This window comes from Kitasatospora sp. NPDC002965 (assembly GCF_040611255.1).
GTDB lineage: Bacteria > Actinomycetota > Actinomycetes > Streptomycetales > Streptomycetaceae > Kitasatospora.
Genome location: NZ_JBEXNT010000006.1, coordinates 1 through 21,173, shown reverse-complemented (window position 1 = coordinate 21,173; position 21,173 = coordinate 1). Strand labels below are relative to the sequence as shown.

18 protein-coding genes are annotated in these 21,173 nt (G+C 75.2%); 9 read left to right on the top strand and 9 right to left on the bottom strand.

The features are described 5' to 3' along the window. Positions 1 to 2 precede the first annotated feature (2 nt). From ABZY91_RS04340 to ABZY91_RS04330, 3 genes are read left to right on the top strand one after another with little or no spacing between them, the layout of a single operon-like run. Positions 3 to 1,625: an NAD(P)/FAD-dependent oxidoreductase gene (locus ABZY91_RS04340; RefSeq protein WP_355399627.1), complete on the top strand. Its 1,623-nt coding sequence runs from the start codon at positions 3 to 5 to the stop codon at positions 1,623 to 1,625. Continuing rightward, positions 1,622 to 2,665 carry an alpha/beta hydrolase gene (locus tag ABZY91_RS04335; protein WP_355399625.1) on the top strand — a complete coding sequence of 348 codons (1,044 nt, stop codon included), beginning with the start codon at positions 1,622 to 1,624 and terminating at the stop codon, positions 2,663 to 2,665. Before ABZY91_RS04340 ends, ABZY91_RS04335 begins: the two co-directional genes overlap by 4 nt. Further along, on the top strand, positions 2,662 to 3,555 hold the full coding sequence (locus tag ABZY91_RS04330; RefSeq protein ID WP_355399623.1) for an SDR family oxidoreductase: 894 nt from the start codon (positions 2,662 to 2,664) through the stop codon (positions 3,553 to 3,555). Before ABZY91_RS04335 ends, ABZY91_RS04330 begins: the two co-directional genes overlap by 4 nt. 55 nt (positions 3,556 to 3,610) lie before the next feature. On the opposite strand, the gene ABZY91_RS04325 is transcribed toward ABZY91_RS04330, so the two are convergent. The 4 genes from ABZY91_RS04325 to ABZY91_RS04310 all read right to left on the bottom strand — a co-directional run bounded on the left by ABZY91_RS04325 (position 3,611) and on the right by ABZY91_RS04310 (position 7,037). Next, positions 3,611 to 4,810, bottom strand: coding sequence for a serine hydrolase (locus ABZY91_RS04325; protein WP_355399621.1), 1,200 nt, complete (start codon positions 4,808 to 4,810; stop codon positions 3,611 to 3,613). Positions 4,811 to 4,815: 5 nt separating this feature from the next. After that, positions 4,816 to 5,754: a hypothetical protein gene (locus ABZY91_RS04320; protein ID WP_329880562.1), complete on the bottom strand. Its 939-nt coding sequence runs from the start codon at positions 5,752 to 5,754 to the stop codon at positions 4,816 to 4,818. Then, a complete protein-coding gene (locus ABZY91_RS04315) occupies positions 5,751 to 6,611 on the bottom strand; it encodes a hypothetical protein (protein ID WP_355399619.1) in 861 nt (286 codons plus the stop codon). The genes ABZY91_RS04320 and ABZY91_RS04315 overlap by 4 nt, the downstream gene beginning before the upstream one ends. A gap of 225 nt (positions 6,612 to 6,836) precedes the next feature. After that, positions 6,837 to 7,037: a hypothetical protein gene (locus ABZY91_RS04310; protein WP_329880560.1), complete on the bottom strand. Its 201-nt coding sequence runs from the start codon at positions 7,035 to 7,037 to the stop codon at positions 6,837 to 6,839. A gap of 182 nt (positions 7,038 to 7,219) precedes the next feature. Between ABZY91_RS04310 and ABZY91_RS04305 the strand changes: the two genes are divergently transcribed. Both ABZY91_RS04305 and ABZY91_RS04300 read left to right on the top strand, forming a co-directional pair. Next, positions 7,220 to 7,996, top strand: a complete 777-nt coding sequence (locus ABZY91_RS04305; RefSeq protein ID WP_355399617.1) for an SDR family oxidoreductase — start codon at positions 7,220 to 7,222, stop codon at positions 7,994 to 7,996. Between the two features lie 184 nt (positions 7,997 to 8,180). Then, on the top strand, positions 8,181 to 10,037 hold the full coding sequence (locus ABZY91_RS04300; protein ID WP_329880558.1) for an ABC transporter ATP-binding protein: 1,857 nt from the start codon (positions 8,181 to 8,183) through the stop codon (positions 10,035 to 10,037). Between the two features lie 130 nt (positions 10,038 to 10,167). Here ABZY91_RS04300 and ABZY91_RS04295 read toward each other — a convergent pair whose 3' ends face one another. Beyond that, positions 10,168 to 10,836: a lysophospholipid acyltransferase family protein gene (locus tag ABZY91_RS04295; protein WP_329880557.1), complete on the bottom strand. Its 669-nt coding sequence runs from the start codon at positions 10,834 to 10,836 to the stop codon at positions 10,168 to 10,170. 283 nt (positions 10,837 to 11,119) lie between these two features. On the opposite strand from ABZY91_RS04295, the gene ABZY91_RS04290 reads away from it, so the two are divergent. Next, positions 11,120 to 11,332 (top strand): EF-hand domain-containing protein, encoded by a 213-nt coding sequence (locus tag ABZY91_RS04290; protein WP_329880556.1) that lies wholly within the window; start codon positions 11,120 to 11,122, stop codon positions 11,330 to 11,332. A gap of 81 nt (positions 11,333 to 11,413) precedes the next feature. On the opposite strand, the gene ABZY91_RS04285 is transcribed toward ABZY91_RS04290, so the two are convergent. Continuing rightward, positions 11,414 to 13,630: a CDP-glycerol glycerophosphotransferase family protein gene (locus ABZY91_RS04285; protein WP_329950491.1), complete on the bottom strand. Its 2,217-nt coding sequence runs from the start codon at positions 13,628 to 13,630 to the stop codon at positions 11,414 to 11,416. A 721-nt stretch (positions 13,631 to 14,351) separates the two neighbouring features. Here ABZY91_RS04285 and ABZY91_RS04280 point away from each other — a divergent pair. Next, positions 14,352 to 14,621, top strand: a complete 270-nt coding sequence (locus ABZY91_RS04280) for a hypothetical protein (protein ID WP_329880554.1) — start codon at positions 14,352 to 14,354, stop codon at positions 14,619 to 14,621. A gap of 241 nt (positions 14,622 to 14,862) precedes the next feature. Then, entirely contained in the window at positions 14,863 to 15,306 is a 444-nt protein-coding gene (locus tag ABZY91_RS04275) for a secondary thiamine-phosphate synthase enzyme YjbQ (RefSeq protein WP_355399613.1), read from the top strand. Positions 15,307 to 15,381: 75 nt separating this feature from the next. Here ABZY91_RS04275 and ABZY91_RS04270 read toward each other — a convergent pair whose 3' ends face one another. After that, positions 15,382 to 16,047 carry a DUF1990 domain-containing protein gene (locus ABZY91_RS04270; protein ID WP_355399611.1) on the bottom strand — a complete coding sequence of 222 codons (666 nt, stop codon included), beginning with the start codon at positions 16,045 to 16,047 and terminating at the stop codon, positions 15,382 to 15,384. A 155-nt stretch (positions 16,048 to 16,202) separates the two neighbouring features. Between ABZY91_RS04270 and ABZY91_RS04265 the strand changes: the two genes are divergently transcribed. Then, the gene (locus ABZY91_RS04265; protein WP_355399791.1) at positions 16,203 to 16,466 is read left to right on the top strand and encodes a hypothetical protein; all 264 of its coding nucleotides are present in this window, start codon (positions 16,203 to 16,205) and stop codon (positions 16,464 to 16,466) included. Positions 16,467 to 16,531: 65 nt separating this feature from the next. Here ABZY91_RS04265 and ABZY91_RS04260 read toward each other — a convergent pair whose 3' ends face one another. Then, on the bottom strand, positions 16,532 to 19,648 hold the full coding sequence (locus ABZY91_RS04260; protein ID WP_355399609.1) for an SMC family ATPase: 3,117 nt from the start codon (positions 19,646 to 19,648) through the stop codon (positions 16,532 to 16,534). Continuing rightward, positions 19,645 to 20,814, bottom strand: coding sequence for an exonuclease SbcCD subunit D (locus ABZY91_RS04255; protein WP_355399607.1), 1,170 nt, complete (start codon positions 20,812 to 20,814; stop codon positions 19,645 to 19,647). The genes ABZY91_RS04260 and ABZY91_RS04255 overlap by 4 nt, the downstream gene beginning before the upstream one ends. Positions 20,815 to 21,173 lie beyond the last annotated feature (359 nt).

The window sequence follows — 21,173 nt, the reverse complement described above, 5'->3', positions numbered from 1 at the left end:
GCATGGCATCCAGCAGCAAGCGCCCCCGCCCCGGTGCGACCGGCGCGACCGACGAGGCAGGTGTGACCGCCGGGACCGCCGGGACCGACGGGGCCGGCCCTGTCGAGGAGTCCCCCGTCCCCCACGTCCGCGTCGCCGTCATCGGCTCGGGCTTCGGGGGCCTCGGCGCCGGCGTCCGGCTGCGCCGTGCCGGCATCACCGACTTCGTCATCCTGGAGCGCGCCGACTCGGTCGGCGGGACGTGGCGCGACAACAGCTACCCCGGCTGCGCCTGCGACGTCCCGTCCCACCTCTACTCCTTCTCCTTCGCCCCCAACGCCGAATGGCCGCGCAGCTTCTCCGGCCAGCCGGACATCCGCGCGTACCTGGAGAAGGTCACCGACGTCTTCGGTCTCCGCCCGCACCTGCGGTTCGGCACCGAGGTCACCGAAGCCCGCTGGGACGACGAGCGGACCCACTGGCGGATCGTCACCACGGCCGGCCGGTGGACCGCCGACGCCGTCGTCGCCGCCGCCGGACCGCTCGCCGACCCGCAGATCCCGGACCTGCCCGGCCTGGACACCTTCCCCGGCAAGGTCTTCCACTCCTCCCGCTGGGACCACGACTACCGGCTCGCCGGGCAGCGCGTCGCCATGGTCGGCACCGGTGCCTCCGCCGCACAGATCATCCCCGCGATCCAGCCGCAGGTCGGCAGCCTGACGGTTTTCCAGCGCACCCCGGCCTGGGTCCTGCCGCGCCGCGACCGCGAGATCACCCGGCTGGAGAAGTGGCTGCACGGCCGGCTGCCGGCCACCGCGAAGCTCCGCCGCGGCGTCCTCTTCGCCCTCCGCGAGGTCCAGGTCGACGCCTTCGTCCGGCGGCCCGGCCTGCTCAAGGTGGTCCAGCGGCTCGCCGAGCGGCACCTCGCCGACGGCGTCGCCGACCCCGCCCTGCGCGCCAGGCTCACCCCCGACTACCGGATCGGCTGCAAGCGCATCCTGCTCAGCAACACCTACTACCCGGCGCTCGCCGCGGCCAACACCGAGGTGGTCTCCTCCGGACTCGGCGAGGTGCGCGGATCGACCCTGGTCGCGGCGGACGGCAGCGAGCACGAGGTGGACGCCATCGTCTTCGGCACCGGCTTCCACGTCACCGACATCCCCGTGGCGGCCCGGGTGTTCGGCGCCGCAGGCACCAGCCTGGCCGACGAGTGGAAGGACGGGGCGGAGGCGCTGCGCGGCTCCACCGTCCACGGCTTCCCGAACCTCTTCTTCGTCATCGGCCCCAACACCGGCCTCGGCAACAGCTCGATGATCCTGATGATCGAGTCCCAGCTCAACTACCTGATCGACGCGTTGACCACGCTCCGCTCGACCGGTGCCGCCGCCATGCAGCCGACCGCCCGGGCCCAGCGCCGCTGGAACCTCGAACTCCAGCACCGGATGGACCGCACCGTGTGGACCACCGGCGGCTGCCGCAGCTGGTACCTGGACAAGAGCGGCAGGAACACGGTGCTCTGGCCCGCCTCCACCAGCTCCTTCCGCCGCGCGACCCGCCGGGTCGACCTCGCCGAGTACGAGCTGATCCGCCGCCGCGACACCGCCGGCGGCACGACCACCACCGAGGCCGAGGAGGTCCTGGTATGAGCCGCCCGACGATTCCCGCCGACTGCGTGCCGCCCGCCCCGACGGAGGAGGTGGACGTGCGCTCGGCCGACGGCACCCGGCTGCACGTCGAGGTGTACGGACAGCCCGGTGCGCCCACCGTCGTGCTGGCCCACGGCTGGACCTGCTCGACCCGCTTCTGGGCCCCGGTGATCCACCGGCTCGCGGACCGGTACCGGGTCGTCGCCTACGACCAGCGCGGCCACGGCCGCAGCGAGGTCCCGCCCAGCAGGGTCCGCTACTCCACCCGCGCGCTCGCCGAGGACCTCTCCGCCGTGCTCGACCGGACCGTCCCGGCGGGGGAGCGTGCCGTCCTGGCCGGCCACAGCATGGGCGGCATGACCGTGATGGCCGCCGCCGGCCGGTCCGAGGTCGCCGAGCGGACGGCCGCCGCCGTACTGATCTCGACCGGCTCGTCCGACCTGGTCGCCGATCTGCGCGTCGTTCCGGACGCGGTGCGCCCGCCGGGGCTGCGGCGCTTCCTGCACCGCCGGATCCTGCGCTCCCGGCTGCCGCTCGGGCCGATCGGTCCGGTCACCCGGGCCGGCCTCAAGTACGGCACCATGGGCGCCGGTTCGCCCGCCGACCGGGTCGAGGTGACGGCCCGGATCGTGCACGCGTGCCCGACCGCGGTCCGGGCCAACTGGGCCCTGGTGCTGGACCGGCTGGACGTCCGTGCCGGACTGGCCCGGCTCACCGTGCCGACGGCGGTCGTGGTCGGCACCGACGACCGCCTCACCCCGCCGGTGCACGCGCACCGGATCGTCGCCGCGCTCGCCGACCCGCAGGGGCTGCTCCTGCTGCCCGGCGTCGGTCACATGGCGCCGATCGAGCGGCCGGCCGAGGTGGCCGACGAGATCGACCGGCTCGCCGTCGCCCATCTGCCCGGCGCCGCCGCCGGGCGGGCAACCGGCCTGCCCGCCGTGCCCGCCGTGCCCGCCGTGCCCGCTGCGCCCGCTGCGCCCGCCGGCTCCCCGTCCGTCACCGGTACCGCCACCCCCGAGAGGACCGCCGCCGCATGACCGCCACCCCGCCGCTCTCCGCCCAGGTCGCCGTCGTCACCGGAGCCGCCCGGGGTGTGGGCGCCGCCCTCGCCCGCACGCTCGCCCGGCGCGGGGCGAGGGTCGCGCTGGTCGGCCTGGAGCCGGCCGAACTCAAGGCGGTCGCCGCGCAGTGCGGCCCGTCCGCCACCGCCTGGGAGGCCGACGTCACCGACGTCGACGCGCTCACCGAGGTCGCCGACCGGATCAAGGAGCACTACGGCCGGATCGACACGGTCGTGGCCAACGCCGGCATCGCCATCGGGGGCCCGCTGCTGGACAGCGACCACCGGGCGTTCAGCCGGGTCATCGAGGTGAACCTGCTCGGCAGCGTGGCCACCGCCCGGGCCTTCCTCCCCGCCCTCACCGAGAGCCGCGGCTACCTGCTGCAGATCGCCTCGCTGGCCGCGCTCACTCCGGCGCCGCTGATGAGCGCGTACTGCGCCAGCAAGTCCGGGGTCGAGGCGTTCGCCCACGCGATCCGTGCCGAGGTCGCCCACCAGGGCGTCAAGGTCGGTGTCGGCTACCTGAGCTGGACCGACACGGACATGGTGCGCGGCGCCGACGAGGACGCCGTCCTGCGGCAGATGCGGGACCGCCTGCCGTGGCCGGCCAACAAGACCTACCCGCTCGACCCGGCCGTGGACCGCCTGGTCGCCGGCATCGCCCGGCGTTCCGCGCACGTCTACGCCCAGGCGTGGCTCCGCGGCATGCAGCCGGTCCGCTGGATGCTGCCGGCCCTGATCGCCGCGGTCGGTTCCCGTGACGTCGCGCGCCTCGCCCCGCAGCTCGCGGCCACCGCCGCCTCCCGTCTGCGCCCCGTCGGGGCCGGTGGCGAGGCCGACACGGCGGCCCGGTCCGAGCAGCAGTGACCGCCGTGCCCGCCGTCCGGCCCGGACGGCGGGCACGCAGCGTCCGCGGCCTCGGTCAACCCGTCGGCTCCGCGAGCTGCTTCAGGCTGTCGTAGGCCGCCTGCACGAAGCGCCCGTCGAGCGACGGACCGGTGTTGGTGAGGGCGGCGACCGCCGTCGCGGTCTGGGGGCAGAAGCCGACCAGTGCGGTGAATCCGCGGGTGGCGCCGGAGTGGAACAGGAGGTCGCGCCCGTCCGCGGTCGTCCGGCAGTTCCAGACCAGCCCGAGCCGGTCGGCCGAGCGCGGCAGGCGCAGCCGCGGGCGCCGGACCTCGCGCAGGGCGCGCCCCAACGTGTCGGTGTCCGGGGCGAGGTGGGCGCGGAGGAAGTGCAGCAGGTCGGTGCCGCTGGCGCGGACGGCTCCGGCGCCCGGCAGGCCGGGGATGCGCCAGGGCGGCAGCGGGTGGCCGCGCCGGTGGCCGGTGGCGCGGTGCGGGGCGTCGGGGGAGCAGGTGGTGGCGCGCAGGCCGAGGGGGAGGGAGACGCGGTCGGCGAGCAACTCGGCGTAGCCGGTGCGGCCGGTCTCGGCGAGCAGCCGGCCGAGCAGCCCGACGCCGAAGTTGGAGTAGCCGTACCGCTCACCGGGTCGGTGGCGCACGGTGGTTCGGGCCAGACCGGCGCGCAGCAGCCGTTCGTCGTAGCCGGCGTACGGGTTGGCGGTCCAGTCGGGGAGGGCGGTCGCGAGCAGTCCGGGCGGAAGCCTGGGCAGGCCGGAGGTGTGGGTGGCGAGGTGCAACAACCTGATCGGGCCGCCCCGACGGACCTCGGGCGCCCGCCAGTTCGGCGGGAGGTGCCGCTCCATCGGGTCGTCCAGGGCGAGTTCACCGCGCTCGGCCATCACGGCGAGCAGCAGGGCGGTGAACGTCTTGGTGACGGAGCCGAGTTCGAAGACGGTGTCGGGTGTGCAGGGTTCCCCGTCGACGGCGGTCCGGCCGTGGCAGTGCACGGCGGTCCGGTCCCCGCGCGTCACGGCCAGGGTGACGGCGGTGGCGTGCGGCGCGGCGGCCCGGACGAGCGCGGCGGCCTGCGCGGCGCCCGGACCGTCGGAGCCGTCCTCGCCGTCCGCCGCCTCGCGGCCCCGGGCGTCCGTGACACCACCGCGGCCGTCCACCGCGCCGGTGCCGGCGGACGGGCCCGGACGGCCTGCCGCCCGCCGGGAGGCCGGGTCCGGGCCTGCCACCGCGTCCGGGCCGGGCATCGCGTCCGGGCCGGGCATCGCGTTCAGGCCGCGACCGCGGCGCCGCCGAGCGCGCGCGACAGCGTGACGGTACCGGCCACCACCGCGACGACGGCGGTGTGCTCGTGGTCGCGGAAGGCCTGTTCGGGGTCGTCCGAGACCGGTTCGGAGTTGTCGCGCGGGATCAGGCCGTCCTCGCGCTGGACGGCGGCGAGCGCCTCCCAGCCCTGCGCCCCGGTGACCGGTTCGCCGATGCAGGAGTCGACCACGAGCAGTTCCCCGACGAGGTCCCACTGGCCGACCTCCAGCCAGATGTCGACCCAGGCGGGCAGCCAGGCGCGGACGTAGTCGCGCATCGGTTCGGGCAGGTTCTCGGGCCGGGCGCCCCAGTCGGTGATGTGGAAGACGGTGTGGGTGATGTCGTACCCGGTCATCCAGTCGACGGCCCACGGTTCGGGGGTGGCGCCGAGCCAGGTCCCGGCGGCGAGCGCGGCCCAGTCGTCGGGCTGGTTGCGCAGGCCCACGACCCGGCGCGCGTTGGCGACCGCGAGCCGCCGGCTGGGCAGGATCTCGGCGACCTGGACGGCGCGGAGCTTGGCGAGCGACTCCAGCAGCTCGTCCATCGGGGGGTGCCGGTAGCCGGACCTGGCGAAGTGGACGTACGTCTCCAGCGGGTCGGTCATCACCAGGTGGCGCAACTGCCGTTCGTACAGCAGGTTCCCTTCCCGGAGCTGGGCCCAGCCGAAGTCGAGCAGCTCGCGCGCGATCCGTGCGTCGTGCGGGCCGGTGACGCCGTCGCGCAGGACGAGCGAGGCGGCCAGCGCACACTCACCGAGCGGCTTGTAGGCGTTGTTGGGGTCGGCGAGGTCGATGGTGATGTTGTCGGAGAGCTTGCCGAACCCGATCTCGTGGGAGGCATGCAGCCAGGCCATCGCGCGCGAGCCGATCTGCTGCGCGGTGGAGAGGATCCGGTGGTCGGTCATGGGGTGGCTCCGCTCAGCAGGGCGTCCGCGATGGAGAGTTCGAGCGCGGTGCGGGCGCTGCCGTCGCCGACGACCTGGATCCGTTCCAGGACGGGGGCGATCTCCAGCGGCACCGGCCGGCCGTCGGCGGCGGCCCAGGCGAGCCAGCGGGCCAGTCGCGCGGCGACCCGGTGGTCGCGCCGGAGCATCGAGCGGACGGCCCCGCGGGCGAGGGCGAGGGTGTTCGCGCGGGCCGCGTCGTGGACGGGGCCGTCGAGGTCCGGGAGGGCGAGCGACGAGAGCTGGGCCATCCGGACCGACCAGGCCTGCCAGGCGTGGGGTTCCAGCCGCGGGACGCGGTCCGGCTGCGGCGCGGCCAGGTTCACGCCGGGGGCGGCGAGGCGGGCGAGGTCGGCGGTGGACGCCAAGGCCCGGGTGAGCAGGGCTCCGGCCGCCCAGTCCCGCCAGGCGGTGACGACCGCCGTGGCGTCGGGGCCGAGCCCGTCCGGTCCGCCGTCGGGACCGTGTCCGTCGGGACCGTGCCGGGGGGAGGCGGCGGTGCCGGACGGAAGGCCGGGGGAGAGGGGCGCCGACGCGGCGCCCGCGGGGAGTGCGGCGGGCGGGAAGGCGAGGAGGGCCTCGGCCAGGAGCAGGACGGCCTCGTCGTCGGGGCCGGCCGCACCGAGCAGCCGTGGGGCGAGCAGGTCCGGCCCGAGCACCCGGGCGGCGGCGAGGACCGGACGCGGCGCGGTGCCGGTACCGGGATCGGCGAGCGCGACCGCACCCTCGACGCCCCGGAGGGCGTCGAGGGTGCGGCCCGCCAGCCGCTCGACCGCTGCGGCGTACTCGTCGCGTAGCGAGAGATCGGCGGTTGGCATGGTGCGTGATTCTCCTTGAGGGGTGTCGCGGTGTCTCAGGGCTGCGGCGGGCCCGCGTGACGGCGGTGCGTCCCCGTGTCGGTGGCGCGTCCGCGTGTCGGAGGTTCCGCCGGGCCCGGGCTCATGGCCTGCGGCCCCTGCCCGTCGGTTCGCGGCTCCGGTCGGGCCGGTGAGCCGTAGGGTCGGGAGACTCCGCGGGTGGCCCGGGGGGCCGGGTGGTTCCGGCTACCGGGTCTTCTCCTTGGGCTGCTTCGGCGACAGCAGGAGTGCGAGTCCCACCAGCAGCAGCGCGGCGGCTTCGGGACGGTACGTGGGCGCGTCGCTCACGACGGCCTCGTCCTCCACCATCAGCGCACCGAGTGCGTCGAGTTCGGCCCGGGTCGCGAGCGGCGCCGGGGCCCTTCCGGTCAGGTGCTGAGCAAGCATCAGATGTGCCTCCTCATCGGATCTTCACCGCCTGGTCCGGCGGCGCCCCCCTCGAAAGACGATACGAGTGCGAACCATCGGCCGCCACCGCAGTACGCTCCGTGACCGTTTCCGGGGGAGGGGGTGCCCGCGCGGCCTGCCGTGGTACCGCCGGGTACCCGCGAGTAGGTACGGTCGGGTCCATGACCACCACTGCCTTGATCACCGGCGCGACCGCCGGCATCGGAGCCGCGTTCGCCCGTCGGCTCGCCCGGAGCGGCTACCGACTCGTCCTGGTGGCCCGGGACACCGAGCGGCTGGAACGTTCCGCCGCGGACCTGAGGGGGAGGTTCGGCGTCGAGACGGAGGTGCTCACCGCCGACCTCGCCACCGACGACGGCATCGCGGCCGTCGAGGCCAGGCTCGCCGACCGGGTCTGGCCGGTGGACCTCCTGGTGAACAACGCAGGCTTCGGCAACCGCGGCGCGTTCTCGACCGTGCCGCTCCAGGACGAGCTGGACATGCTGAAGGTGCACGTCGAGGCGATCCTGCGGCTGACCACGGCCACCCTGCCCGGGATGCGCGAGCGCGGTCGCGGCGCGGTCGTCAACGTCGCCTCGGTGGCGGCCTTCCTCCCGCGCGGCACCTACGGGGCGAGCAAGGCGTGGGTGGTGAGCTTCACCCAGGGGGTGATGCGCGACCTCGGGGGCACCGGCGTGCGGCTGATGGCGCTCTGCCCGGGCTTCACCCGCACCGAGTTCCACGAGCGGGCCGGCATGGGGACGGGGAACATCCCGGCCTGGGGCTGGCTCTCCGCCGAGCGGGTCGTCGACGAGGCCATGCGCGACCTGGCGCGGGGGCGGTCGCTCTCGGTGCCGAGCAAGCGGTACAAGCTGGCCGTCGCGATCGCCCGGGTGTTGCCGTCCGGCAGGCTCGGCGGGGTCTCCTCCAAGGCGGCGCGCACCTATCGCACCACCTGACCGGCGGCGGGGGCGGAGCGGTCGGGGCGCACGTGCGCCGGGCGGAGCAGAGGCCGTCTCACTATTAGCTTTGCTAACTATGAGTCTCACTCGCTATGCTGGCGGGCGACCGACCGCCCACCCGCCGTCGGCGCGCGCCCCGTGCGCGGCGCCCGCGCGGCGGCCGACCCGGGGAGGAGCGCCCGTGCGCCCCGAACGCACCCAGTGGACCCCGCCCGCCCTCGCCGAGGGCGAACCCCGCCCGCCGACCCAGTGGCGGCGCATCCTCGGCCTGTTCCGCCCGTACTCCGGCCGCCTCACCACCGTCGGCCTGCTCGTGGCGGCCTCCGCCGTGGTCTCGGTGACCACGCCGTTCCTGCTCCGCGCCGTCCTGGACACCGCCATCCCGCAGGGCCGCACCGGACTGCTCACCCTGCTCGCCCTCGGCATGGTCGCCGCCGCGGTCGTCAACAGCATCTTCAACGTGCTGCAGACGCTGATCTCCACCACCGTCGGCCAGCGCGTCATGCACGACCTGCGCACCGACGTCTACAGCCACCTCCAGCGGATGTCGCTCGCCTTCTTCACCCGGACCCGGACCGGCGAGGTCCAGTCCAGGATCGCCAACGACATCGGCGGCATGCAGTCCACGGTGACCTCCACCGCCACCTCGCTGGTCTCCAACTTCACCGCCGTGATCGCCTCGGTGGTCGCCATGGCCGCGCTGGACTGGCGGCTCACCGTGGTCTCCCTGGTCCTGCTGCCCCTGTTCGTGTGGATCAGCCGCCGGGTCGGCCAGGAGCGCAAGAAGATCACCGGTGACCGGCAGAAGCAGCTGGCCGCGATGAGTTCGGCGGTGCAGGAGTCGCTCTCGGTCAGCGGGATCCTGCTCGGCCGCACCATGGGCCGGTCCGACTCGCTCTCCCGCGAGTTCACCGCCCAGTCCGACCGGCTGGCCGACCTCGAAGTGCGCGCCTCGATGGCGGGCCGCTGGCGGATGAACACCATCCAGATCGTGATGGCGGCCATGCCCGCACTGATCTACTGGGCGGCCGGACTGGCGGCGGCCGGCGGCGCGCCGATCGTCTCGGTCGGCACCCTGGTCGCCTTCGTCTCCCTCCAGCAGGGCCTGTTCCGCCCGACCGTCAGCCTGCTCTCCACCGGCGTCCAGGTGCAGACCTCGCTCGCGCTGTTCCAGCGCATCTTCGAGTACCTCGACCTGCCGGTGGAGATCGCCGAACCCGACCGCCCGGTCACCCTGGAGACCATCCACGGCGAGGTCCGCTTCGAGGGCGTCGACTTCCGCTACGACCCGGACCAGGAGCGGCCCACGCTGGCCGGCCTCGAACTGAAGGTCCCGGCCGGCAGCTCGCTCGCCGTGGTCGGCGAGACCGGCTCCGGCAAGACCACCCTCAGCTACCTGGTGCCCCGGCTCTACGACGTCACCGGCGGCCGGGTCACCATCGACGGCGTCGACGTCCGCGAGCTCTCCTTCGACACCCTGTCCCGGGCGGTCGGCGTGGTCTCCCAGGAGACCTACCTCTTCCACGCCTCGGTCGCCGACAACCTGCGCTTCGCCAAGCCGGACGCCACCGACGAGGAACTGGCCGCCGCCGCGCGGGCCGCACAGATCCACGACACCATCGCCGCCCTGCCCGACGGCTTCGACACCCTGGTCGGCGAACGCGGATACCGCTTCTCGGGCGGCGAGAAGCAGCGGCTCGCACTGGCCCGCACCATCCTGCGCAACCCGCCCGTGCTGATCCTCGACGAGGCCACCAGCGCCCTCGACAACAGCACCGAGCGTGCCGTTCAGCAGGCCATCGACACCCTGGCGGCGGGCCGCACCACGATCACCATCGCGCACCGCCTCTCCACCGTCCGCGCCGCGGACCAGATCGCCGTCCTCGACCGCGGCGGGATCGCCGAACTGGGCACCCACGACGAGCTCCTGGAGGCGGACGGCCGCTACGCCGCGCTGCTCCGCCGTGAGGTCCCGGCCGCCGCGCCGCAGGCGTCCGGCCACGACCGGACCCCGGCCGCCGTCCCCGGCCGCGCCTGACGGCCCCGCCGGCGCGTCCGTGGCGCCCGGCATGCCCGACCGACGCCACCGGGTGCCCGCAGCGCGCCGCAGGGCGGCCACCCGGTGGGGTGGCCGCCCTGCGGTCGACACGGGTGCCGGCGGGCCCGGTTCAGGCCGCCTTGGGGATCTCGTTGTAGGTCTCCGCGCGCTCCTGGCCGGAGAGCTTCTGGATCGCCGCCATCACCTCGTCGGTGACCTGCCGGCGGGCCTTGAGCGAGCGGGCCTGGCCGTGCAGGTCGTCGAAGTGCAGCGGCTCCCCGAACCGCACCGTGACCTTCCGGACGCGCGGGACCCGCTTGCCGATCGGCAGGATCTGGTCCGGACCCTCCAGGGCCACCGGAACCACCGGGACACCGGCGGTGAGGGCCAGCCAGGCCACCCCCGTCTTGCCCCGGTAGAGGCGGCCGTCCAGCGAACGGGTGCCCTCCGGGTAGATGCCGAAGGCCTTGCCGTCCTCCAGGATCTCCAGCGCGGACTCCAGCGAGGCCTGCGCCGACCGGTAGGTGCCGCGTTCGACCGGCACCGCGCCGATCGCCTCGAAGAAGCCCTTGGACAGCGAGCCCTTGAGCCCGGTGCCCGTGAAGTACTCGGCCTTGGCCAGGAAGTGGACCCGGCGCGGCGCGGTCAGCGGGATCACCACGCTGTCGATGAAGGAGAGGTGATTGCTGGCCAGGATGACGCCGCCCTTGCGCGGTACGTTCTCCATGCCCTCGATGGTGGGCCGCCAGATCCCCCGGGCGAGCGGTTTCAGCACCAGCCTGGTGACGAGATCGAGCATGGTCCCTCCCTGGACGAGCACGCCCGAGAGGTGCCCGGGCCTGAGATACGACGAGCGGCGGTCGTTCCCCCGGCCGGGCCGGGATCAGACCCGCAGACTACGACACCCACCCCCGAGCCCGTCCACTCCCGCCGACCGTGGCGCTCACCACGGCCGGGTAGGGTACGGCCGTCGGAAACGCACATCAGCAGGTCTTCTGGATCAGCAGATCTGTAGATCAATGGATCAGCAGATCGCGGGCTCGGGGGATCGGCAGTTCATCAGTCCTCAGGAGGGGCCACCCATGGCAGACGTCGACACCATCCGCGCGGCGTTCGACAAGTTCGACGTGAACGGCAACGGCCGTATCACCGCCACCGAGTACGCCAAGGTCGCCCGCGAGCTCGGCGACCTGACCACCTCGATCGCCGTGGCCGAGGCCGTCATCAAGCAGATGGACACCAACCACGACGGCGAGCTGACCTTCGAGGAGTTCCTGGCCGCGCGCCAGGGCTGAGGCCGCTCGGGCGGGGCGCCGGATCCCTCCGGGCCCCGCCCGCCGCCTTCCGGCCCGCCCGGGCCGGCGGCTCCGCGGGGTTCAGCCGGTCGTCGGGAACACCCGGCGGACCACCCGTTCCGCCGCCCCGCCGTCGTCCCACGGGCAGAACCGCCGACGGAACGCCGCCCGCGCCTCCGGCTCCGGGTCCCCGGCCAGCAGGGCGCTCGCCAGACCGTCCGGGTCCGTGGTCAGCGCGCCCGGCGGCTGCTCGAACAGGTCGAAGTAGACGCCGCGGTCCCGCCGGTACTCCTCCCAGTCCGGCGCGAAGATCACGACCGGCCGGTCCAGCACGGCGTAGTCGAACATCATCGACGAGTAGTCCGTGACCAGGACGTCCGCCGCCAGGTACAGGTCCTCCACGGTCGGGTGCGCCGACACGTCCAGGATCTCGGCCGCGCCCTCGTCCGCCGCCAGGTCGCCCGGACCGCCGGTGTGGAAGTAGTGGGTGCGCACCAGCAGCGTGAACCCGGGACCGAGTCGACGCGCCAGGTCCCGCACGTCCAGCAGCGGCACGTACCCGCCGCGCGCCTCCCGGTGGGTCGGCGCGTACAGCACGGCGGTGCGCCCGGGCTCCAGCCCGAAGCGCTCGCGCATCGCGGCCACCTCGGCCGGCGCGGCGACGGCCAGCCGGTCGTTGCGCGGGTAGCCGGTGTCCAGCATCTCGTACCGGCCGGGGAAGGCCCGGGCGAAGTGCTCGCTGGTGTGCGGGTTCGAGGAGACCAGGAAGTCCCAGCGGTCGACGGCCTCCCGGAGCCGGTCGAAGTCCATGCCGTCGGCGGCCACCGGGTGGTCCCTGAGATCCATGCCCATCGCCTTCAACGGCGTGCCGTGCTGGGTCTGGACGTGTACCGTCCCGGGGCGCTTCGCCATCGTCCGCGGGAAGTTGACGTTGTTCACGAAGTACTTGGCGGTGGCCATCGCCCTCAGGTACGCGGGCGTGTTGACGATCACGTACGGGACGCCGGCCGGCAGGGTCGCCGCCTGCTTGCGGTTCTCCACCACCCAGACCCCGCGGATCCCCGGCGCCAGCTCCTTCGCCTTCTCGTAGATCGCCGCCGGGCTGCACGCGTAACCGCGGTGCCAGTACGCCGCGTACACCGCCAGGTGCCGGTCCAGCGGCAGCCGGCGGAACGCGTTGTACGCGGTGAACCGGGCGCCGCTGCGCACGCCCTTCTTCAGGGCCGGCGCCACCGCGCGGGCCCCGCGTCCGAGTTCGCGCGGCAGCCGGCCGGTGCGGCGCAGCTCGGCGTACGCGCGCCGTGAGCCGCGCGCCGCGAGCCGGTACTGCACGCCGCGCACGCCGCCGGGGAACCGGTAGCCCGCCGGGCGGTGGCGGGCGAAGTGCCCGGCGATCCGGCGGAAGAACTCGGGGCGCAGCCCGACCGGCACCAGCCCGGGGGTGTCGTACACGGTGAGCGCCTGCTGGACGGTCCGCTCGAAGACCAGGGTGCGCAGCGACTCGGGGACGGGCGGGCCGGGCCGGGCCTCCGGCTCCCGGTCCAGGAAGTCGAAGATCGCGTCGTACTGGGCGAAGGCGTCGGCGTGCCGGGGGGAGGCCGTGCTGGTGATCGCACCGGCGCGGCCCCGCCGGTAGAAGTAGCAGGGGCGGTCGAGGTAGCGCAGTCGTCCGGCGGCGAGCAGCGCCGGGTAGGTGACCGAGATGTCCTCGTAGTAGCCGCGGCCGAAGGAGACCCCGAGGGCGAGCAGGAACTCGCGCCGGAACACCTTGTTCCAGACCGACATCACGGTCCTGAACAGCGCCGGGTGCTCGGCCAGCGTGCATCCGGCCACCAGCGGCGAGCCGGTCAGCACGTGCCGCCAGGGGTTGGGCTCGGTCCCGCCGTCCGGGTACACGTGCGTGAAGTCGGTCAGCAGGACGTCGGTGGGGGTCTCGCCCCGCTCCTCCCGGGCCGCTTCGCCGGCGAGTTCGTCGAGGAGGGCTGCGACGGTGCCCTCGGGCACCCAGTCGTCGCTGTCGACGAACCAGACGTAGGTGCCGCGGACCTCGGGGAGGGCGGCGGTCCGGGCGCCGCCGAGGCCCTGGTTCTCGGCGAGGTGGAGCACGCGCAGCCGGGGGTCGCGGGCCGCGTACGCGTCCAGGATCGCGCCGCAGCCGTCGGGCGAGCGGTCGTCGACCGCGATCACCTCGAAGCGGGACTCGGACGAGGGGGCGTCCGCCAGGAGGGAGTCGAGGCAGCGGGGCAGGAAGCGCTCCACCCCGTGGACCGGAAGCACGATGCTGAGGAGAACTGGCACGCTGGCCGAGTCTACCGAGCGGCGTGCGCGTACCCGCCGGACGGGGCGGTCCCGGCGGCACGCTGCGGCCGGTCCGACGGGGCGGGGGTGCGGGCGGGGACGGGGCGGACGCGGGGACTCCCGGGACCGCCGGTGCCGGACCCGTGCGGGGCGGCACCGGCAGCCTGGTGGCGGCCCGGCCGACCCTCTACGGCCGGCCGCCGGTCCGGGCACCGCCCGAGCCGGGTCGCCGCAGCGTCGAGGCGGCCCGGCAGTGGCTCGGGGGAGCCGGAATCTTCATCAGTCGAACGGGCCTGCGGAAGGGGATCACGCCTGCGCGGTCGATAGAGATATTGCTTGGAGCCAAGGCTCGCGTCAATCCCTCGTCTGTGTTCACTTCCTAAACGGATAGTCGGACTCCGATTGTGGCCGGCCACCCTCGCTCGACCCTCGCTCCACCGCCCGCCCGGCGGCTACGGGAGGTGAGACGGCGGTGACTCCGTGCGCCCCGGCGCACACCTTCGGGGCGGGCGCCGGGCGTGTGCCCCGAAGGCCCCGCTGACGTACGGCCGGTCGTGCACCATCATTGATGCCTAGTCGTGACCGGCCGAGCGGCCCCTGGTGCAGTGTCAGTTGACGCCGCACGATACGGTGGCAGCACACTAGGACGGTTGCGCGAAGGCCGTCTCTCACGGATAGTCTTCGCCTCACGGCCCTGGCGCCTCGTAGGGGTGGGAAACTGATGGAACAGATGCAAGTCCGGACTCGGCCCCGCGTGCCGGCGATCCAGTGCGGTGTCGGTGCGACCGGCCGCCGGATCGAGCGTCACCTGGCTGTGCTCGGCGCGCCCGCACTCCCGGCGGTGGACACCGCCGAGGCGCTCGGGTTGATAAGGGAGCTGACGCCGCGCGGCGCCAGTGCCCCGACCGCGCCGCCGCGCCGTCACGCACGGGTCAAGCTGCTGGCGCCGCTGCGCCGGCTGCGACGTGGTCTCTTCGGCGGGCGCGGCTGAGGGCCACCAGGCCCCGGGGTGCCCGTCATCCCTCGCACCCACCAGCACCGGCCCGGCGGATCCTCACAGAACCGTCGGGTCTTCGCCGTGCCCCCGCACGCCTCCCGCAGGTGACCTGCGGGACCGGGTGCCCGGGCCTCCGAGAGGTCTGAACCTCTCACCCTACGGTGACTTGCCGCCCCGGCACGGGGAGTCGGCGAGGCTGGCAGCCGCACCCCCCGGCGTGAGCCAGGATGACGGCATGGCGGACCACACTTACACCACGTCCACGACCTTCCGGACCACGACCTTCGAGATCACCACCGGCAGCCGCGAGGTCGCGCTCGACATCACCGACCGCTGCACGCGGTTCCTCAACGACCACGCGGTCGGACGCGACGGCCTGCTCAACGTCTTCGTGCCGCACGCCACGGCGGGCATCGCGGTACTGGAGACCGGCTCGGGCAGCGACGACGACTTCCTGGCCACGCTGCGCGAGCTGATTCCGGCCGACGACCGCTGGCGTCACCGGCACGGGAGTCCCGGCCACGGCCGCGACCACGTCGTTCCCGGACTGGTGGCCCCGCACGCCACCCTGCCGGTGATAGACGGCCAACTGGCCCTGGGCGTCTGGCAGTCCGTGGTCCTGATCGACACCAACGGCGACAACCCCCGGCGGTCCGTCCGGCTCTCGTTCCTGGGCTGATCCGGGCCGGCCCGGGCTCGGCCGGGGGTGCCCGGGCGCACCGGGCCCGGGCGCCCGGGCCCCGGCGGCTGCCGGCTACGGAGCGGCGACCGTCGGTGGAGTACGCCGCGCGTCCGGCGCGGGCCGGGCGGCCACCTCGTCGGGGCCGGTGTCGTCGGGGCCGGTCCGGGGGCGGCCGACGGCGGCGGAGGCCACGGCGGCGAGGTACCGCTCGATCGCCAGGTACTGGCAGAGCAGCGCGACCGGTCGGCCGATCCGCGCGTACCGGGCGGCGAGCCGGGAGAACGCGGTCACCTCGAACCAGACCTCGCCCGCCGCGTCCATGGACACCAGGAACGCCTCCTCGCCGCACTCCGGGTGGCCGGGCAGCGTTCCGTAGGCGAAGCCGATCCGGTCCGGCTCGTCGACGGTCCACACCACCCGGCACGGGATCACTATCCGGGGGCGGCGCGTGCCGGGCAGGCTGAGGCGCAGCAGGACGGTCGCCCCCGGCTCGGCGGGCGTGTGCGGATACACGGCGAAGCCGGTGCCCAGCTGGCTGCCCCAGCCCAGTACGTACCGTCCGGCCCGCTCCAGCACCTCGGGCCCGCGTCCGAGATGGACGCGTCGTCGCAGGTGCGCGTACCCGTCCGGCAGCCTGGCGTCCCGCGTGGCGCCGACCTCCGGGTAGCTGGGCTCGGCGGCCCGGGCGGTCAGCAGCCGTCGGTGCAGGGCGGGGGGCGGCGCAGGGGCGTCGGGCATGCGGTTCACCGTACCCGCCGCCTCCCGGACGTCAGGACGTGCCCTTCGCCCCGGGGTCTCGCCGTCCGCGGTGGCCCGGTTCCTCGCGCCGCGCCCCCCGGGGCGGTCTCCCCGGCGCCTTGCGGCAGGGCCGGGGTGCGGAGTAGGAAGGCGGCATGAGCGAAGCGGTCACGAACCACGAGGACGCCCGGAACGTCCGGAACGTCCCGGACGCGACGGACGCCACGGACAGCGGGGTCTGTGCCCTGGCGCCCGGTGGCGCAGAGGCGGCGCTGGTGCACGATCCGGAGCTGACCGGTCCGCGCGCCGACTGCGTCCTGTGCGGCGACCCGACCGAGCTGCCCGCCGACCACCCGGGCAGCACGCTCTGCCCGGTGTGCGCCTGGCAGCAGGCGCAGCGGATCGCCTGCTCCGGCTGACCGCGCCGGGCCCTGCGTTCCCCGGCGCTCCCCGGCGTTCCGAACGCCCGCCGTCGGTCCCCCGGTCAGGCGTCCTCCCGCCCCGCCAGGGCCAGCGTGGAGCCGTGCCGGCCCTTGCGGACCAGCAGCTGGGTCGGGATGCGGCTCCGCAGGTCGGCGACGTGGCTGACGATGCCGACGGCGCGGTCCCGCTCGCGCAGACCGTCGAGGACGTCCATCACCTCCTCCAGGGTGTGTTCGTCGAGGCTGCCGAACCCCTCGTCGATGAACAGGGTGTCCAGCGGCATGCCGCCGGCCTCGTCGGTGACCACGTCGGCCAGGCCCAGGGCCAGCGCGAGCGAGGCGAAGAAGCTCTCGCCGCCGGAGAGGGTCGCGGTGTCGCGCTCCGTGCCGGTCCAGGCGTCCACCACCCGCAGGGCCAGCCCCGAACGCTTGGTGCCGGTGCCCCGGTCGTCACTGTGGACCAGGGTGTAGCGACCGCCGGACATCCGGACCAGGCGGTCGCTCGCCGCCGCGGCCACCTGCTCCAGCCGGGCCGCCAGGACGTACGACTCCATCCGCATCCGCAGCCGGTTCTCGGCGGACGTGCCGGCGGCGAGCGCGGCCAGCCGGTTGATCCGGCCGTACCGGGCCAGCGCCGGGGCGAGCGAGCCGGCCAGCTCGGCGAGCTGCCGTCCGATCCCGGCGAGCGCGTCGCAGCGGGCGCGCGCCGCGTCCCGGGCGGCGTGCGCCGCCCGCAGGCGGTCGGTGGCGGCGTGGAGCCGGTCCCGGGTGCCGGGCAGATCCGCCGGCGGGCAGGCCGCCGCGGAGGCGAGCTCCGGTTCGGCGAGCCGCCGCTCGGCCGCCGCCAGCTCGGCGCGGTGGCGTTCCAGCCGCAGCTCCAGCCGCTCGCGCTCCTCCCGGCGCAGCAGGACGGCGACGGCGTCCTCCGCGCTCGGGAACCCGGCCGCGACGGCGGCCCGCGCCAGCTCGCCCTCGGCCTCCTTCAGCCGGTACGCCGCCTCGGCAGCCGTCCGGGCCGCGCCCGCCAGGGCGGACACGGCCGACGCGAGGCGGGCCAGGCCGGCCGCGCGGGCGGCGACCGACGGCGCGCCGCCCCGGGCCGCCGCCACCCGGCCGCCCCGCTCCTCCCGCTCGGCGTGCAGGGTGCGGATCCGGGCGCCGAGCTCGGCACTCCGCTCACGCGCGTCGCCGAGGGCCGTGAGCCGGGCGGCCTGCTCCCGGGTGGTCTGCTCGATCCGTCGCCCGATCGCGCCGAGCCCCTCCGCGACCCGGACCCCCGTGCGGTGCTCCCGCTCCAGCCCACCGAGGGCCTCGGCCAGGGCGTCGGTGCTCTCCGCGCCGGCGGCCCCGGCGGCGGCGGCCTGGCGCACCTGGAGGTCGGCGAGCTCCCGTTCGGCGGTGTCGGCCGCCTGCTCGGCGGCCGTCTGGGCGGCCTGGGCGCGGTCCTCGTCGGCCGCGCGGACCTGCTCGCCGGACGGCCGGGCGGGCGCCGGGTGTTCGGGGGAGCCGCAGACCCGGCAGGGCGCACCGGCCCGCAGCTGTGCCGCGAGTTCGGCGGCCATGCCGACGAGCCGGAGCTCGCGCAGGTCCTGGCTGTGCCGGCGGGCGTCCAGCGCGTCGGAGCGCAGCGCGAGTGCCTGCGGCCGGGCCCGGTCGATCTCCCGCTGCAGCGCGTCCCGGCCGCGTGCGGCGGTCAGGCGGCCGGTCAGCTCGCTGCGCCGGACGTCCAGCCGGTCGACCTGCGCGGCCGCGTCCCGCGCGACGGACTGCTCCTCCTGGAGGGCGGCGAACCGCGCCTCGAAGCCGGACAGCCAGTCGGCCGCCTCCTCGGCGAGGTCCTCGGCGCGCTGCCGGTCGGCGGCCAGCGACGCCTGTGCGCCGTCCAGCTCGGCGCAGCGCCGCTCGTCCGCCGCCGCCGCCTCCAGCCGGACCAGCTCGGCGCGCAGCCCGCGTTCGGCCTCGGCCAGCTCCTCGGCCTCGGCGTGCGCCAGGGCGCGGCCCTCGCCGTCCGGGCCGCCGGCGGCTGCCAGGGCCGCGCGGTGCCGTCGTTCCTCCTCGCGGGCCGTCCGGTGGGCGACCGCGGCGGAGTCGCGCAGGTGCAGCACCGACTCGACCCCGACCGCCGCCAGGGCCGCGGTCAGCCGGCGGCGGTCGGCCGTCCGGGCCGTTTCGTCCCCGGCCAGGCGGGCGGCCTCGGCCACCGCCTGCCGGTGCCGCTGCTGCCGGTCGGCGAGCTGTTCGGCGGCGGCCCCCGCCCGCTGGGCCTCCAGGTGGGCCTCCTCCGCGCCGGCCAGCGCGGCCTCGGTCACGGCGAGCTGTTCGGCCGCGCCGCCGCGCAGCACGGCGGCCCAGCCGAGCACCCCGGTGGTGAGCTCGGTGCCGGCCTGCACGCCGGTCGGCGCGACCGGCTCGTCCTCGGCCGGCACCCAGCCCTCGACGGGTTCGGCGTCCGGGCCGGCCGCCTGTTCGGCCTTGCTGGCCAAGTCCCGCAGCCGGCGGCGGCCGGTCTGGACGGCCGCCTCCTGGGCCCGGCGCTGCTCGGCCAGCCAGGACTCGACGGACTGGAAGCGCTCGGTGTCGAACAGCCGCCGCAGCAGCTTGCCGCGCTCCTCCGAGTCGGCCCTCAGGAACCGCGCGAAGTCACCCTGCGGCAGCAGCACCACCTGGCAGAACTGGTCCCTGCTCATCCCGATCAGCCGGTGGATCTCCTCGCCGGCCTCCTGGTGCGACTTGCTGACCGCCCGCCAGCCCGGCCCGCCGCTTCCGTCGCCGTCTCCGTTCCCCCCGGACCCGGCCCCGGTAGCGTCGCCGCCGTCCGTCGACCACTCGCGGAGCAGGGTCTGGGCACGCTCGACCGTCGTGCCCTTGCCGACCTTCTTCGGCCGAGGCTGCTCGGGCAGCCGGGTGATCTCCAGCCGCCGCCCGCCGAGCGTCAGCTCCAGCCGGACCGAGGTCAGCCGCTTCGGATCGGCGTGGTCGCTGCGCAGCCGGTTGGCCCGCCGGGTGCCGGGGACCTCGCCGTACAGGGCGTAGCAGACGGCGTCGAGCACGCTGCTCTTGCCCGCGCCGGTGGCTCCCCGCAGCAGGAAGAGCCCGCCGGCGGCCAGCGCGTCGAAGTCGACCGTCTCGCTGCCCGCGAACGGGCCGAAGGCGGTGACGGTCAGCCGGTGCAGTCTCATCGGGGCAGCTCGGCCTTCCGGTCGGTGGTCTGCCGGACGCGTTCGAAGCCCTCGCGCAGCCAGCCCAGCTCGTCGGCGTCCGGATCGGCACCGGGGCGGACGTGCCGCAGGAAGCCCTCGGCGATCTCCAGGTCGGTCCGTCCGCTGACCCTGGCCGCATAGGACGGGGAGGCGTCAGCCGTCGTCGCCTCGGGCTCGAAGAGCAGCTGGAGGGTGTGCGGGAAGCGGCGTCGCAGCCTTTCCATGGGTTCGGTCGGACGGCTCGGGTCGGTGAGCGTCGCCTGCACCCACGCCTGCTCGGCGGCGGCGTGCCTCTCGTCGGTCAGCAGCTCGTCGAGCCGGCCGCGCAGCCGCGCCAGCGGCCGGGGCTGCGGGCAGTCGACCCGCTCGGCGGCGACCGAGCCGTCCGCCGCGAGGTCGACCAGCCACATCGTCTTGCGGTGGTCGGTCTCGGAGAAGGAGTAGGCGAGCGGGGAACCGCTGTAGCGCAGGTGCGGGGCGAGGGTCTGGCAGCCGTGCAGATGACCGAGGGCCGCGTAGTGCACGCCGTCGAAGACGGACGCGGGCACCGCCGCGACGCCGCCGACCGCGATGTCCCGCTCGCTGTCGCTGGGCTCGCCCCCGGTGACGAAGGCATGCGCCAGGACGACCGCCCGGGTGCCCGCCGGGCGGCCCGCCAGGTCGGCCCTGACCTGGTCCATCGCGGCGCCGAGCACCGCGGCGTGACCGCCGCGGGCCAGCCCGAACCGCTCCCGCACCAGTGTCGGTTCCAGGTACGGAAGCCCGTAGACGGCGACCGGTCCGTCCGCGTCCGCGAGCACGACGGGCGCGGCGCACTCGCCCGGGTCGGTCCGCAGGTGGACGCCGGCCCGGCCGATGAGGCCCGCGCCGACGCCCAGCCGGCGGGCCGAGTCGTGGTTGCCGCTGATGAACACCGTCGGCACGCCCAGGTCGGCGAGCCGGTGCAGGACGTCGTCGAAGAGGGCGACCGCCTCCAGGCCGGGCAGCGCCCGGTCGTACACGTCGCCGGCGACCAGCACGGCGTCCACGCGTTCGGACCGGACCACCGTTACCAGGTGGTCCAGGAACGCGCGCTGGGCGTCGTGCAGGCTCTCCCGGTGGAACGAGCGTCCGAGATGCCAGTCGGAGGTATGCAGCAGTCGCATGGTCCCCGACCATAACGGGCGTCACCGACAACGCGGTCCGGAACGGGGACGGAACGGGGACGGCGGCCCGTCAGCCGTGACCTGCCCCGGTCCGGCGGAGGTCGCTCTCGGTCGATTGTCAGTGACGGTGTGTATGTTCGCGGTCGCCGGGAGCCCGCAGGTGCGGTGCGGTCCGGCGGCGACCGCGAGAACGACCGAACGGAAGGACACGGCCATGACCGGGCAGTTCCGCTTCCCCTTCCCCGACGACCTCCTCGATCTCCTCGGCCACCTCGACCCGCCGGGCCTGCGGGACCGCCCCGGCCCCGGCCGGCGGGCCCGGGCCGGTGCTGCCGCGCGGCGGGCGGTGCGGCTTCGGG